This window comes from Actinocorallia herbida, assembly GCF_003751225.1.
Lineage (GTDB): Bacteria > Actinomycetota > Actinomycetes > Streptosporangiales > Streptosporangiaceae > Actinocorallia > Actinocorallia herbida.
In genome coordinates this window covers 2,716,956-2,731,205 of record NZ_RJKE01000001.1, presented here as the reverse complement: position 1 = coordinate 2,731,205, position 14,250 = coordinate 2,716,956, and the positions used below count along the sequence as shown (strand labels likewise).

Here is a 14,250-nt window from a genome sequence, read left to right as displayed (position 1 = left end):
CCGGCCTGACCCGGGCGGATCGCCCCTTCCGCTCACTCGCCCGACCGCCTCCCAGCCCTCCGCGAGGCGCATCACGCGCCCTCCACCGAGAACACCCGACCCGGAGACGAGGAATTCTTCCCGCCCCGGCCGACCCCGGTCCACCCGCTCCGCCAACGTACGACCCACGTCACACCCGCCACCTCCCTCACACGAGGGAGATCCCGAGACCACCACGAACCGCCCGGCCGCCTCCTCATAGGTCGGCGAGCGTCACCACCCGCGACAGGGTGAGCGCCAGGGCGGTCCGTCCACCCATGGGCCGCACGCGAACGCCTTCGCACGCGACGGCCGGCGCCGGGCGCCCCCGGCGGGGCGGACGAGGCCGGGTCGAAGGGCGGACGTGGTCAGGCACCGCTCGTCCGGACACCCCCGAGCGCGTCGGTGGATGTCCGGCGGCTGCGAGAGGGGTCGAAAAGGGGGCGGGGTCGGCAGGACCGCCCGGCTCTGGGCGGCGCGGTGGATGTCGGGCGCGGTCGGCGGGATCGGCAGGCGGGGTGGGTCAGGCGGGGGGTGCCGGGGTGTTGTGGAGGCGGGTGGCGAGGACGTGTTTGCAGGGGCCTCGGCCGCCTCGGTGGTCGGCCCACCAGGGGCAGGTGCAGGAGCCGGTGGCGGGGCGGACCTGGTAGTCGGTGCCGCTGGAGGTGACCCGGAAGACCCCTTCGGAGAGTTCACGCACGGCGCCCTGGTCGGCCAGGGCGCGGGCGGCGCGCAGGCGGGGGTTCATGGCGGCGACGCGGGAGGCGTCGTAGGGCAGCTCGCGATGGAAGAAGGCGGCTTCCGCGGTGTCGTAGCCTACGCGGCCTCCGGTGCCGAGCTGGGTGAGGGCGGCGCGGACGCGGGCGTCGGGGAGGCCCGCGCGGACGGCGAGGTCGGCCGGGTCGAGGCGCGGCTCGAAGTCCAGGAGCGCTCCGACGAGATCGGCGTCCTCGGCGGTGTCGTCGCCGATGAGGGCGTCCAGGACGGCGCCTTCCCCGGAGAAGCCGCGGCGTTCCTCAGGCGAGAGGGTGAGGACGTACCGCATGCCGGGGAGCACGAGTTCCCAGGCGCTGGCGGCGGGCCGCGCGCCGGGTGGGACGGGCGGCCCGTAGACGCGCAGCGCGGTGGCGAAGCGCAGCAGCGGCAGCAGGGTCGCCAGGCGCTCGGACCCGGCGAGGCAGACCGCCCCCGGGCCCGGCCGGGAGGTCGGGCGCAGGCCCCTCCCCGCGGGCTGCGCCCACAGCACGCCCGCGCGGCGCGGCAGCCCGCGCAGGAACCTGACGGCCTCGGGCCCCGGCAGCTCCGCGCGCAGGTCGAAGCCGGACGCGATCGCCTGGACCTCCGCGAAGGACCGCAGCCACCGCTCGGGCAACGGCACCTTCTTCTCCACGGTCGCCCCGTCGAGCGTGGTGACGACCATTTCGTCCGGCCCGACGGCGAGGTGCATCGGCTCGGCTCCGCCGACCCGGGCGAGTGCTTCGCGCAGCGGCCCGTTGACGTCGACGTTGGTGGTGCCGCGCGCGGTCACCTCGCCGTCGAGCGCCTCCGACAGCACGTCGAGCCGGGCGTACACCCCGGCGCAGGCCGAGAACGACTCCATCCGCAGCCTGTCGCCGTTGCAGGTGACGACCGGATCGCGCGCCCACGTGGGGCGTGGCTGGTAGTACCGGGTCTGCGCGACGTCGGCCAGCGCGAGCAGCCCCGCCGCGCCGACGTCGGCGCGCGTGAGCACCCCGCTGAAGAACCGCGGATGCGCCACCGCCCCCTCGGTGCTGGTCCCCCCGGACGTGGCGAGCCCGAGATGTCCGCCTCGGTCCCCCGGCGCGAACGCCGACGGCGCGGCGTAGCTGTAAGCCTGAGTCGTCATGCCCGGAACGCTAATGATCCCCACCGACAAAATCCCGATCACCGCGAGACCGGCGGAGGCCCGCCGGGCTCCGCCGTGCCGCGCCCGCCGGCGAGGGTCTGGGCGGCCGCCGTGAGCGCGGCGAGGACGGACAGGAGAACGAGGGCGACGGTCATGCCGCCCGGCCCTGAGTCGAGGAGCGGGCCGACGACGAGGCCGCCCGCGAGGGAGAACGCCCCTGCGAGGAAGCTGAGCAGACCGAAGTAGACGCCGAACCGGTGCGGCGCGGCGGCCGAGGTGACGGCGCGGAACAGCGCGGGCTGGGTCAGGCCGACCGCGGCGCCGTGCAGGGCGGCGGCGATCACGAGGACCGCGAGCCGCGCGCGGTGGTCCGCCGGCCCTGCCAGCAGCACGAGGTAGCCCGCGGCCGCGCAGAGCAGGCCCGTCCGCAGCGTCCGCGGGCCGCCGCACCACGGCTGGACCGCCGCGGCGAGAACCGCCACGACGCAGAAGAACAGGGTCGTCGGCCCGGCGCCCGTCTCCTTGAGCGGCACCAGTGTCGTCACCTGGGTGGTGAGCAGCGTGGTCGGCGCCGCGGCCAGCGCGAACCGGACGAATCCCCGGTCCCGCAGCACCGCCGAGACCCCCGCGAACGGCCCCCGCCCCCCGATCCGGCCCGAAGAGGCCCCGCCGGTGCCCGCGCATCGCCCCGGCCCGCCTGCGTCCGCGTCGCCGGAAGGCCGGGCGCCGTCAACGCCTCCCGCCTCCGCTCGACCGTCCTGGTCCTGTCCCGGGCCTCCCGCGCGGGCCGCGGGGACGGGAGCCGGTCGGCGAACCTCGTCCGGGCACGACCCGCCTGCCCGATCTGGCGCGTTCACTCCGGCAGGAGGCCGGGCGCCGCGCAGGTCTCCCGCATCGGCGTCGAGCGGTTCCGCGCGGCGGGTCTCGCGGGGCCCCGACCTGTGTGAGCGGGCTGGACGCAGGAGGAGGAAGAGGAGGGCGGAGGCGGTCCAGAGGGCCGTGGTGGTCGTGGTGAGCAGGGGGAAGCCGGAGGGCAGGAGGGCCAGGCCCAGCGGGGGCCCTGCGATGGCGGCCAGTTGGCCGGCGATCAGGTAGGAGGCGAAGCCGCGCGGGTGGAGGGCGGGCGGGGTGCTTGCGAGGGCGGCTTGGGCGGCGGGATGGAAGAGCGCGCCGCCGACGGCCATCAGGATGACGGCGGCGAGCAGGCCGGGGAGTCCTTCCGCGGCGCCCAGGAGGGCGAACGACGCGGCGCGGAGGGCGCAGGCGAGGGCGCCCGCGCGGGCCGGGCCGAGGGCGTCGGTGAGGGCGCCGGTGGCGAGGAAGAGCATGTTCTGGACCGCGACCCGGACGGTGAGCACCAGCGTGACGGTGCCCGCCAGGAGGCCGAGGTCGTGCCGCAGATGCCCGACGACGTGGGCCATCACGGCGAAGTAGCCGAGTGAGATCGCGAGCTGGATCGCCACGACGACGGTGATCGTCCGGCGATCGCGCGACGTGGCGCCCCCTCCGGCCGAGGCTCGGTCGGAGGGGGCCTGGCGGGACGTGACCGCCGTGTCCGGATGCCGCATGCGCCGGATTCAGGCCGCGGGCAGGACGCCGAGCGAGCGCAGCAGCTCTCGCGCGACGGGGACGCGCTGGGCGGTGTCGGCGTCCTGCTCGACGTCGATGTTCAGGGCGAACGTGTACAGGTCGGCACCGCGCTCGACCCAGCCGACCCACCAGCCGATGCCGGGCTCGGTCGACATGCCCCAGCCGGTCTTGGCGAACAGCGCGTAGCCGTCCTTCTCCTCGATCTTGAGGATGTCGCGGACCGTCAGCTGGTGCGCCTTGGCGACGGGCAGTTCCCGGCGGGCCAGCCGGGACAGGAAGCGGGTCTGCTCGACGGCGGAGATCTCCAGCGGCCCGTCGAGCCAGAAGCGGTCGACGACGCCGCCGATCTCGCGGTCCCCGTAGTGCAGCCGGTTCACCCACTGCCGCTCGCGGGCGAGGCCGATCCGGCGCGCGAGCGTCTGGAACACCGGCACGTTGGACGCGCGGACCGCGTCCCGCAGGTTCATGTCGTGCTCCCATTCGGGGAACGGCTGGGGCTGCCCACCGTAGGGGATGACCTCGTACTCGTCCGCGATGACCCCGGTCTCCAGCGCGATCAGGCTGTGCGGGATCTTGAACGTCGAGGCCGGGATCAGCCTTTGTTCCGCGCGCGCCCGGTCGACGACGGTCGTCCGTCCCGCGCGCACGTCGAGGAGCGCGAACGTGCCGCGCACGCCCGCCTTGCGGAAGACGTCCTGAAGGTCGTCCCGGACGACAGGGCCGTGCCGGACGACGTCGGCGGACGGCGGGCCGGCGGCGGGCGCGCCGCCGGCGTACGCGGCTCCGCCGAGCAGTGCCGAGACGGCGAGGACCGTCGCGCCCAGTGTCGCGCGCAGCCGGGTCCGGGGGGTGAGGTCGTGCATGAGGGCCTCCTTGCTCTCGGTCGTTCGCCGCAGAGCAGACCAGACCCTCGCCGATCATGTCCAATATTGCTATGGAAGGCAGATCCATATGAATCCGCATATCACCGCAGGTGAAAGATCCGCTCGCGAAAGGAAACGAGCGGATATCTCAGTCAGAAAAACCTAGGACCGGGTGCTTTCCGGGGCCTTGTAAACGACTTCGGAGTATTCGCGGCGGACCGAGGTGAAGACGGGTCCGGAGCGGCCCAGGCGGAAGATCATCTGGGGGTGGCGGCCGGCGCAGAGGCGGTCGGTGATCAGGGCGCGCAAGGGCGGGAGTTCGAGGGCCTGGGTGTGCAGGGCGGCCGTGTAGCGCTCGGCGGAGGCGTGCAGGAGGACGCGCTGGAGGGCCTGGCCGGCGGCGAGCCAGGCGACGCGGTCGTCGGTGGCGGTCTCCAGGACGCAGACGGTGCCGGTCTCGCCGGGGATCTCGGTGCCGACGTCCATGCCCTGGGCGCGATCGCGCCAGAAGGCCCGTTCCGGGAAGTGCGGGTGGGTCTCCTGGTGCTCGATCGGGTAGGCGGTGTCGGGGACGCCGTCGCGGCGGCGGCTGCCGGAGGCGGGCGCCCAGTGGGCGAACTCCTCCTGGTAACGCTCGTCGAGCCTTTGGAGCTGTTCCGCGGCCTCGCTGAGCGCGCCCAGCGCGCGCGTCTTGCGCGGGTCGGACAGCACCCGCAGGTCGGTGTCCTCGAGCAGCGCCTCCTCCACGAGGGAGGACATGAGGTACTCCGGCGGCCCCTTCTCGGCGAAGGCCCCGCGGTGGGTCCTGCGCTCGCGCACCTGCCCGATGAGGCGGACGGCCTCCGCGGGCGGCTCCGCGCGCTCCCTCACCGTCACCTCTGCCAGGAGGAGCGGCCTTTCGGGGTCCGGGGTGATCTCCACCTCGGGGACGAACCCTGCGGCGAGGAGGCCGAGGCGCAGCGTGGCCAGGGCCGCGCCGCAGCTCAGGGTCATCTCCCTGCCTTCGGGGTCCGCGACGGTGAGGCGCCTCTCGGGATCGGCGTGCAGGCTGAGCCGTACGCCGCCGTCGGCCTCGCTCGTGCCGAACCACCACGGCTGGGTGTTGTGGATCGACGGCGCCCACACGGCCCCCTCGATCGCGCCCCTGACCGCTTCCTCGATGTCCCCGATGTCCTTGTTGCCGCTGGATGCCGACATCTCGCCCCCTAGCCGTGTCCGCACCCCCAGTAGACCACCCGGACCCCCATCCCCTGGGGGCCGAACGTCCCGGTTTTAACCGGTCCTGAGGCACTTCAGACGGCCCGCTCGCGGAGCCTTGCCCCACCCCACCTCTCGGTAAATATCCTCCAAAAGCCACAAAGCACCCAACAAGTTGTACTGTTCCGCCGTGATCCCCCCGAAAGGCAAGCCCTTGAGCGACTTCCCGAGCCTCCCGCCCGGTTTCCGGTTCGGCACCAGCACCGCCGCCTACCAGATCGAGGGCGCGGCCACCGAGGACGGCCGCGGCCCGAGCATCTGGGACGAGTTCTGCGCCCGGCCCGGCACGATCGCCGACGGCTCGTCCGGCGCGGTCGCCGCCGACCACTACCACCGGTACGCCGAGGACGTCGCCCTGCTCAAGGGCCTGGGCGCGCACGGCTACCGGCTCTCGGTGGCCTGGCCGCGCGTCCAGCCGGCGGGCGAGGGCACCCCCAACCCCAAAGGCCTGGACTTCTACGACAGGCTTCTGGACGCCCTGGTCGAGGCGGGGATCGAGCCGATGGTCACCCTCTATCACTGGGACCTGCCGCAGGCCCTGGAAGAGCGCGGCGGCTGGCTGGACCGCGCGACCGCCGAGCGCTTCGCCGAGTACGCCGGGCACGTCGCGGCCCGCCTCGGCGACCGCGTCGCGCACTGGGTCCCGGTCAACGAGCCCAACGTGACGGCCCTGCTCGGCTACGCCCTCACCGCCATGGCGCCCGCCCGCGGCCTGTCCTTCGACGCCCTGCCCGCCGTCCACCACCAGCTCCTCGGGCACGGCCTGACGGTCCAGTCGCTGCGCGCGTCAGGCGCCGCCTCGATCGGCACGGCGACCAACCACACCCCCGTCTGGCCCGCCTCCGACGACCCGGCCGACCACGAGGCAGCGGCCTTCTACGACCTGCTGTGGAACCGCCTGGTGGCCGACCCGATCCTGCTGGGCGCTTATCCGGACGGCTTCGCCGAGCTGATGCCCGGCCCCGTCGCCGACGATCTGAAGATCATCGCGAGCCCGTTGGACTTCTACGGGGCCAACTACTACAACCCGACCGCCATCCAGGCCCCGGGCAAGCCGTCGGCCCCGGCGACGGCCACCGCCGCGGGCCACGTCGAGGTGCCTTCCGACCTCCCCTTCCAGTTCGCGCCCATGACCGGGCACCCCCGCACCGACTTCGGCTGGCCCGTGGTCCCCGAGGGCCTCTACGAGCTGATCATGCAGCTCCGGGAGCGCTACCCCTCGATGCCGCCCCTCTACATCACCGAGCAGGGCTGCGCCTACAACACCCCGCCCGACGCGGACGGCGTCGTCGACGACAGCGCGCGCGTCGCCTACTACGACGCCCACCTCCGCGAGGTGGCCCGGGCGATAGCCGACGGCGCCGACGTCCGCGCCTACTACGCCTGGTCCCTCCTCGACAACTTCGAATGGGCCGAGGGCCTCACCCAGCGCTTCGGCCTCGTCTGGACCGACTACGAGACGCTTCGGCGCACCCCGAAGCGCTCGTACCACTGGTTCGCCGAGCTGATCGCCGCCCAGCGCGCTTAGAGGTCGGGTTCGGCGTCCGCCCAAGGCCGGGCGGATTCCAGCTGGGCGGCGAGGGCCAGCAGCAGCCCCTCGCCGCCCAGCGGCGCGACGAACTGGACGCCCAGGGGAAGCCCCGCAGCAGTCCGGTGCAGGGGGACGGACATGGCCGGCCGTCCCGTGATGTTCGCGAGCTGCGTGAAAGGCACCGGGGCGAGGTTGGCGACGAGCTGGTCACGCCACAGAGGGGTCTTCGCGGCGAGGCCGGCCAGCCGCAGCCGAAGAGTGGTCTCCCCCAGGATGCGCAAAGGCAGCGGCGTGTCCAAGGCCCCGATCGGCAGCGGCGGACCCGCCAGCGACGGGGTCAGCAGCAGGTCGTAGGTCTCATGGAACGCCGCGAGGCCGCGCGCGTAGGTGTTCCACCGGTCGTGCGCGGTGAGGTAGTCGGCCGCCCGGACGGACCGGGCCGCGCCCGCGAGCAGCCGCGTGTCGAGTTCGAAGTCCCGCGGGCGGGCGCCGGTCTCGCGCCGGATCCGGGCCACGGTCGAGGCCGCCTCGCACGACCACATGGTGAGGAAGTCGTGCGCCATCCGGAGGCCGTCGATGTCCGGCTCCGCCTCCTCGACGGTGTGCCCGAGCCCTTCGAGCAGCCGGGCCGCCTCCGCGACCGCCGCGACGGCCTCCGGGTCGACGGGCGTGCCGAGCGGCGACCGGGTCGTGAACCCGATCCGCAGCGTCCCGGGCTCCCGCCGCGCCAGCTCCGCATAGGGGCTCGCGGGCCGCTCCGCCAGGTAAGGCCCGCCGGGGTCCGCGACGGACGTCATCACGTCGAGCAGGGCGGCGCTGTCGCGGACGGTCCTGGTGATCACGCCCTCGGTGGCCGCGCCGTGGAAGTACTCCGCGTGCAGCGGCCCCGAGGACAGCAGCCCCCGTCCCGGCTTCAACCCGAACAGACCACAGCACGCGGCGGGAATCCGGATCGAACCGCCGCCGTCGCTCGCGCCCGCCGCGGGCACGATCCCGGCCGCGATCGCCGCCGCCGACCCGCCCGACGACCCACCGGGCGTGTGCCCGAGGTCCCAGGGGTTCCGGGTCGGCCCGTACGCCTCGGGCTCGGTGACCGACTTCGTACCGAACTCCGGGGTGTTGGTCTTGCCGAAGACGAGCAGCCCCGCGTCCAGCCAGCTCCGCACGGTCAGGCTGTGCTCCGCCGCCCGGTGGCCGCGCAGCGCGCGTGACCCCCCGGTCGTCGGCAGGCCCGCGTAGTCCTGGGAGAGGTCCTTGATCAGGAAGGGCACGCCGGCGAGCGGCCCGGAGACCCCCGCCCGCGCCCGTTCCCGCGCCAGGTCGTGCATGGGGTACACGATCGCGTTGAGGCGCCCGTTGACGTCCTCGGCCCGCGCGATGGCCGCCTCCAGCGGCTCCTCGGGGGCGACCTCGCCCTCGGCCACCAGCGCCGCGATCCCCACGGCGTCCAGTCGCCGGTATTCCGCGTACTCCACGCCCACCCGCCCTCGACTCGCCCACCTGCGACCCCGCGAACTCTAGCCCCGCCGCGCGGCCCGTCACCAGAGCGGACTTTTACCAGCAGACCACTTCTTTACCGGGCAAACCCTCAGATGACCGGCGGTCTATGGCTTCCCACCGGTCGCGGCGGGACACTGGAGATGGGCCCGGAGCGAGCAGCCCGGCCCTTTGACCGAGCGCGCTCGACCGAACGGCTCACCTCGCGAGCCGGGGAGGAGCATCCCATGAAAGCAGCAGTGGGCGACCACCTGATCCTGCTGGGCCCCGACGACCACACGCCCGACCGCGCCGGCGAGATCGTCGAGATCCCCGACCCGCTCGGCGCGCCTCCCTACTACGTCCGCTGGGAGGACACCGGACGCCGCACGCTCATCTACCCGGGGCCCGACGCCCGTCTGGCGCACCACGTCTGACGTCCGGTTCGGGGGAAGTGTGGACCTCGTGATCTCGGCGGCGCTAGGGTCGGCGAGCGGGTTACGTGACACGTCCCGCGCATCATAAGCCGAGGTCATGAGGAGAAGGCGATGAGCGGGAACGCGGGCGGGGGCCTGGTCTGGGGCCTCAAGGCGAGCTTCCTGAGGTACGTGACGTCGGCCGAGGGCGAGATCAAGGTCTCCGACGGCGCCGACATCGCCGGGAGCGAGACCGAGTTCCTGTTCCCCTCGGGCGACGAGAAGGGCAGGTTCACCGGCCAGGTCGACTTCGACGCGCACGGCGGCATGCTCAAGGTGACGATCGCCGACCCGTGGGTGGAGGTCGCCGAGGACGGCAAGGCGACCCTGTCCGTGGTCAACCCGGCGAAGCTCAAGACCGACCGCTCCCAGCGCATCACGATCGCCGACCTGGGCGAGATCGTGCCGCAGGGCGACGGCACCGCACAGGCGTCGGCGGCCCTCACCATGCACGGCGTCTGGCTGCTCGGCAACGTCTACGGGCCGGGCGACGAACTGGACCCCGTCACCTTCCCGTGGGCGGGCTAGGCCAGGCGACGCACCTCGATCCACCCGAAACGGCGGTGGCCGCACCACGCGGTCACCGCCGTCGGCGTTCTCCCGGCGCATTCTCGTGCCCGGATGACCAGTGCCGTCCCGCTTGACAAAGGACGTCCATTTTGTCACGCGACGAATAATTTATACGAAGCCCTGTTTTCCGCACCATTCGCACGACTAGCGTAAGCGGTTCTTGAGACGCGGAGCGGATGGAGGTGCCCGGCATGGCGCTGCGGACCGGCGACACGCCGATCGCGCGGAGGATCGCGCTGCTGCTGGTGATCCCGGTGACGTCCCTGGTGGGGCTGTGGGGATTCGCCGCGGCGTCCAGCATCGACGCGGCACTGGAGAAGCAGAAGTTCACCGATGTGTACGAGAACCTCGGTGTCCCCGTGAACACGCTCACGGTCATGCTCCAGGTCGAGCGGACCCTCGCGGCGGCGCTGCTGAGCACGCCGACCGAGCAGGTGCGCCAGCAGTTCCAGGAGCAGACGGCGCGGACCGACGGCGCGGTGCAGCTGTTCGCGAAGGGCGCGAACACGAAGGAGGTCACGAGCGCGAGCACGGAGCTGGCCAAGCTCCCCGCCTTCGCGCAGAAGTTCTCCGCGCTGAGCCAGGTGCGCACCGAGGTGCTCAAGGGCGACGACGCGCTGCCCGTCCTCGGGGAGTACAACGCTCTGTCGGACAGCCTCATCCAGGTGCTCACCCAGGTGACGCACGTCCAGGACGTCGACGTCGACGCGCACATGAAGGCGCTGCTGAACACGCTGTGGGCACGCGACATCATGATGCGCCAGGACGCGGTGCTCATCGCGTTCCGCGGCGACCTCGGCACCGGCGCGCGCACCGAGTTCGCCAGGCTCGCCGGCGCCCGCGCCAAGCTCTCCGCGCTCGGTGAGGAGCGGATGGCCGGCGACCTCCAGGCGATCGGCGACCGGCTGACCACGTCCGCCGGATACCTCAAGTACATCTCGCTGGAGACCGACATCGCGCGGTCGGGCATCACGAGCCCGGCGATGATGGGCGAGTGGCAGAGCACCACCCAGGCGCTGGGCCAGATGTGGATGCAGACCGCGACCGAGGCCGGCGGCATCGCCGACGTGGGCGTCCGCGAGCTCGGCGACCAGATCATGCTGCGGCTGTACCTCGTCGCGGGCGTCGGCTTCCTCGCCGTCATGCTGTCCGGCCTGCTGTTCTTCCGGTTCATCCGCAGCATCTCCGCCGACCTGCGCCGCCTCCAGGGCGCCGCGCAGGACCTCGCCAGGGTCCGGCTGCCGCGCGTCGTCGGCAGGCTGCGCCGCGGCGAGCAGGTGGACGTCGCGACCGAGGCGCCCGGCATCGAGGGCGGCGGCACCCGCGAGGTGCGGCTCGTCGCCGAGGCGTTCGGCAACGTGCAGCGCACCGCGGTGGACCTCGCCGTCTCCGAGGCGGCGCTGCGCGGCGGCATCAACCAGATCTTCGTGAACCTGTCCTGGCGCAGCCAGAGCCTCCTCCAGCGGCAGCTGCGGCTGCTCGAGGCGATGGAGCACCGGGCCAAGAGCTCCGAGGAGCTCGACGATCTGTTCCGGCTCGACCACCTGACGACGCGCATGCGCCGCCACGCCGAGGGCCTGGTCATCCTCGCCGGGGCGCAGACCGTCCGGGCCTGGGACCACCCGGTGACGTCCGAGGACGTGGTCCGCGCCGCGCTCCAGGAGATCGAGGACTACCGCAGGGTCGAGGTCGTCACGATCGCGCCGGTGTCGGTCTCCGCGCACGCCGTCGCCGACGTCATCCACCTGCTCGCCGAGCTGATCGAGAACGCCGCGGTGTTCTCGCCGCCGACCAGCGAGGTCGCGGTCCGGCTCGACGTGGTCGCCAACGGCCTGGTGGTGGAGATCATCGACCGGGGCATCGGCATCACCCCGGACGAGCTGGTGGACATCAACCGGCGGCTCACCGAGGCCCCCGACTTCACCCTCACCGACAGCGACCGGCTCGGCCTGTTCGTCGTCGCGCGGCTCGCGGCCCGGCACGGCATCCGGGTCCGCCTCCAGCCGTCGCCTTACGGCGGCACGACCGCCGTCGTGCTCGTGCCGACCGGTCTGGTGCTCGCCGACCGGGGCCCCGAGCGGCCCCGTGAGCGCGCGGCCGTCGACACCACCCGCACCCAGCCGTTCCAGGCCGTGTCCGCGCCCGCGCCCGTCCCGTCGACGGTGCCCCCGCCCCGGATCCCTGGCCGGGTCGACGCACCCGCGGGGCCCGGACGGCTGCCGCGCCGCAACCGCCAGCAGAACCTCGCGCCCGAGCTGCGCGGCGGCCCTCGGCACGCCCGCGAGGACGATTTCGTCGACGACTTCATCGAGCCCGACCCCGAGAGCAGCCGCGACCTGATGTCGTCGCTGCACTCGGGCTGGTCGATGGCCCGCGACGACGAGCCCGAGCTCCCCGCCGACCCGTACACCGACCGCCGAGACGAACGGGGAGACCGTTGACCGAGGGCACTGACCTGAACTGGCTGCTCGACGAACTGGTCACCAAGGTCCCCGAGATCCACCAGGTGGTCCTGCTGTCGCGCGACGGCCTGGTGATGAGCGCGTCGAAGGGGCTGACCGACCCCGACGCCAGGTTCCTCGCCGCCCTGTCCTCGGGATATTTCAGCCTCGCCAACGGGGCCAGGGAGCACTTCGAGGCCCAGGCGGTCCGCCAGGCCGTCATCGAGATCGACGACAAGCTGTTCTTCGTGCTGCCCGCGGGCGCCGGGAGCTGCCTCGCCGTCCTCGCCGACGCGGGCCGCAACACCCGCATGGTCGCCTACGAGACCGCGATGCTCATCAAGCGGGTGCGGGGCCACCTCGTGGCGGCCCCGCGGCAGTAGCGGCGGCTCAGCGGGTGCCGCGCAGGAGGCGGCCCGGCCGGGCCCCGGTGTCCTTGTCGTGCTGCCGGGTGACGACTCCTCCGACGATCGTGGCGACGTAGCCCCGGGCGTCCTGGAGGAGCCGACCGCCTCCCGCGGGCAGGTCGTGCGCCATCCGCGGGGCGTCGAGGGCGAGGTTGTCGAAGTCGATGACGTTGAGGTCGGCGCGCAGGCCCTCGGTGATGGCGCCCCGGTCGTTCAGGCCGAACAGGCGGGCGGTGTCGCTGGTCTGCTTGCGGACGACGTACTCCAGCGGAAGCCTCTCGCCGCGCGTGCGGTCGCGCGCCCAGTGCGTCAGGAGGTAGGTCGGCATGGACGCGTCGCAGACCATCGCGACGTGGGCGCCGCCGTCGGCCAGGCCGTAGACGGCGGCCGGGTGGAGCAGCATCTCCCGCAGCGCCTCGTGGTCGCCGTCGGTGAAGCCGAAGATGGGGACCATGAGCATGGCCTCGCCGTCCTGCTCCAGCATGAGGTCGTAGAGCTTGCCCATGGGGTCGACGCCTTCGGCGGCGGCGAGGGCCGCGACGGACGTCTCGGGGGCCGGCTCGTAGTCGGGCACTTCGCCGAGCGGATAGATCCGGTCGAGCAGGAACGCCTGGCCGAGCGCGATCATGTCGTCCATGCTGTTGGCGCGCGGCTCGACGTCGGCGTCGGCGAGGATGGCGGCGCGGATCTCCGGGTCGGCGAGGCGGTCCAGCAGCTCACGGCCCGAATAGCGCGCGGCGAGGTCCCTGAAGGTGGGGCGTAGGGTGAAGGCGTGCCTTCCGGTGAAGCCGACGACCATCCCGAAGGGGCGGCCCGCGACCTGCGGGTAGACCTCCGCGCCGTCGTCGCACGCCGCCAGGGACTCTTCCAGCAGCTCGCGCCACAGCTCGGGCGCGGCGTCCACCTGGAGCAGCGCGAACGTGACGGGCAGGCCGGTCTCGGCGGCCAGCCGCCGCATCCAGACCATCTCCTTGCGCGCCGCGATGATGTCCTCGCCGGCGGTGCCCATCGGGGCCAGCTCGAACACGACCCGGCCGCCCGCGGCCGCGGCCCGGCCGAGCGCGAACAGCTCCTCCTCGGTGGCGAACGTGCCGGGCACGGGCTCGCCGTCGATCGCGCGGTGGGTGACCGTGCGGGAGGTGGAGAAGCCGAGCGCCCCGGCCCGGACCGCCTCGGTGACGAGTTCGGCCATCTGCGCGAGGTCCTCGGGCGTGGCCGGCTCGTTGCGCGCGCCGCGGTCCCCCATCACGTACGCGCGCAGCGGGCCGTGCGCGATCTGGACGCCGAAGTCGACGGCCAGCTCCCGCCGCTCGACCGCGTCGAGGTAGTCGGGGAAGCTCTCCCAGTCCCACTGGACGCCCTCGCCGAGGGCCGCGCCGGGAATGTCCTCGACGCCCTCCATGAGGCCGATGAGCCAGTCCTCCTTGCCGGGCCGCACCGGGGCGAACCCGACGCCGCAGTTGCCCGCCACGACCGTCGTGACGCCGTGCGAGGCCGACGGGTCGAGCGCGGTGTCCCAGGTGACCTGGCCGTCGTAGTGGGTGTGGATGTCCACGAACCCGGGCGTCACCAGCAGGCCGGTGGCGTCGATGGTCTCGGCCGCGGGGCCGTCGAGGGCGTCGGCGACCTTGACGATGCGGCCGTCGATGACACCGATGTCGGCGCGGCGCGGCGGGGTCCCGGTGCCGTCCACGACGAGTCCGCCGACGATGGCGAGGTCGTACATGAAGCTGTCCTCCGAGGGGTGGGAGTGG

The 14,250-nt window shown here is 73.2% G+C and carries 11 protein-coding genes; 5 read left to right on the top strand and 6 right to left on the bottom strand.

Annotated elements, in window-relative coordinates; translation table 11 throughout:
- Window positions 1-541: 541 nt before the first annotated feature.
- The 4 genes from EDD29_RS12790 to EDD29_RS12775 all read right to left on the bottom strand — a co-directional run bounded on the left by EDD29_RS12790 (window position 542) and on the right by EDD29_RS12775 (window position 5,535).
- Window positions 542-1,885 carry an SWIM zinc finger family protein gene (locus EDD29_RS12790; protein WP_123664614.1) on the bottom strand — a complete coding sequence of 448 codons (1,344 nt, stop codon included), beginning with the start codon at window positions 1,883-1,885 and terminating at the stop codon, window positions 542-544.
- A gap of 38 nt (window positions 1,886-1,923) precedes the next feature.
- Window positions 1,924-3,453 carry an MFS transporter gene (locus EDD29_RS12785; protein ID WP_123664613.1) on the bottom strand — a complete coding sequence of 510 codons (1,530 nt, stop codon included), beginning with the start codon at window positions 3,451-3,453 and terminating at the stop codon, window positions 1,924-1,926.
- A gap of 9 nt (window positions 3,454-3,462) precedes the next feature.
- Window positions 3,463-4,338: a class D beta-lactamase gene (gene blaOXA / locus EDD29_RS12780; RefSeq protein ID WP_123664612.1), complete on the bottom strand. Its 876-nt coding sequence runs from the start codon at window positions 4,336-4,338 to the stop codon at window positions 3,463-3,465.
- Between the two features lie 162 nt (window positions 4,339-4,500).
- Entirely contained in the window at window positions 4,501-5,535 is a 1,035-nt protein-coding gene (locus EDD29_RS12775) for an Acg family FMN-binding oxidoreductase (RefSeq protein ID WP_123664611.1), read from the bottom strand.
- A 190-nt stretch (window positions 5,536-5,725) separates the two neighbouring features.
- On the opposite strand from EDD29_RS12775, the gene EDD29_RS12770 reads away from it, so the two are divergent.
- Window positions 5,726-7,123, top strand: a complete 1,398-nt coding sequence (locus EDD29_RS12770) for a GH1 family beta-glucosidase (RefSeq protein ID WP_246052744.1) — start codon at window positions 5,726-5,728, stop codon at window positions 7,121-7,123.
- Here the strand turns inward: EDD29_RS12770 and EDD29_RS12765 are convergent.
- On the bottom strand, window positions 7,120-8,601 hold the full coding sequence (locus EDD29_RS12765) for an amidase (RefSeq protein WP_123670441.1): 1,482 nt from the start codon (window positions 8,599-8,601) through the stop codon (window positions 7,120-7,122). The genes EDD29_RS12770 and EDD29_RS12765 overlap by 4 nt on opposite strands.
- Window positions 8,602-8,850: 249 nt before the next feature.
- Between EDD29_RS12765 and EDD29_RS12760 the strand changes: the two genes are divergently transcribed.
- From EDD29_RS12760 to EDD29_RS12745, 4 genes are all read left to right on the top strand, one after another.
- Entirely contained in the window at window positions 8,851-9,039 is a 189-nt protein-coding gene (locus EDD29_RS12760; protein ID WP_123664609.1) for a DUF1918 domain-containing protein, read from the top strand.
- Window positions 9,040-9,150: 111 nt separating this feature from the next.
- On the top strand, window positions 9,151-9,606 hold the full coding sequence (locus EDD29_RS12755; protein WP_123664608.1) for an HtaA domain-containing protein: 456 nt from the start codon (window positions 9,151-9,153) through the stop codon (window positions 9,604-9,606).
- Window positions 9,607-9,839: 233 nt separating this feature from the next.
- Entirely contained in the window at window positions 9,840-12,089 is a 2,250-nt protein-coding gene (locus EDD29_RS12750; protein ID WP_170201382.1) for a sensor histidine kinase, read from the top strand.
- Entirely contained in the window at window positions 12,086-12,472 is a 387-nt protein-coding gene (locus EDD29_RS12745; RefSeq protein WP_123664606.1) for a roadblock/LC7 domain-containing protein, read from the top strand. The genes EDD29_RS12750 and EDD29_RS12745 overlap by 4 nt, the downstream gene beginning before the upstream one ends.
- Before the next feature lie 7 nt (window positions 12,473-12,479).
- Here EDD29_RS12745 and EDD29_RS12740 read toward each other — a convergent pair whose 3' ends face one another.
- Window positions 12,480-14,222 carry an N-acyl-D-amino-acid deacylase family protein gene (locus tag EDD29_RS12740; RefSeq protein WP_123664605.1) on the bottom strand — a complete coding sequence of 581 codons (1,743 nt, stop codon included), beginning with the start codon at window positions 14,220-14,222 and terminating at the stop codon, window positions 12,480-12,482.
- Window positions 14,223-14,250: the final 28 nt, after the last annotated feature.

What these genes read in the sequence shown, in the direction of transcription:
- EDD29_RS12750 (WP_170201382.1), top strand. Translation starts at nt 9,840, where the DNA reads ATGGCGCTGCGGACCGGCGACACGCCGATCGCGCGGAGGATCGCGCTG.
- blaOXA (WP_123664612.1), bottom strand. Translation starts at nt 4,338, where the DNA reads ATGCACGACCTCACCCCCCGGACCCGGCTGCGCGCGACACTGGGCGCG.
- EDD29_RS12785 (WP_123664613.1), bottom strand. Translation starts at nt 3,453, where the DNA reads ATGCGGCATCCGGACACGGCGGTCACGTCCCGCCAGGCCCCCTCCGAC.
- EDD29_RS12755 (WP_123664608.1), top strand. Translation starts at nt 9,151, where the DNA reads ATGAGCGGGAACGCGGGCGGGGGCCTGGTCTGGGGCCTCAAGGCGAGC.
- EDD29_RS12775 (WP_123664611.1), bottom strand. Translation starts at nt 5,535, where the DNA reads ATGTCGGCATCCAGCGGCAACAAGGACATCGGGGACATCGAGGAAGCG.
- EDD29_RS12790 (WP_123664614.1), bottom strand. Translation starts at nt 1,885, where the DNA reads ATGACGACTCAGGCTTACAGCTACGCCGCGCCGTCGGCGTTCGCGCCG.
- EDD29_RS12760 (WP_123664609.1), top strand. Translation starts at nt 8,851, where the DNA reads ATGAAAGCAGCAGTGGGCGACCACCTGATCCTGCTGGGCCCCGACGAC.
- EDD29_RS12740 (WP_123664605.1), bottom strand. Translation starts at nt 14,222, where the DNA reads ATGTACGACCTCGCCATCGTCGGCGGACTCGTCGTGGACGGCACCGGG.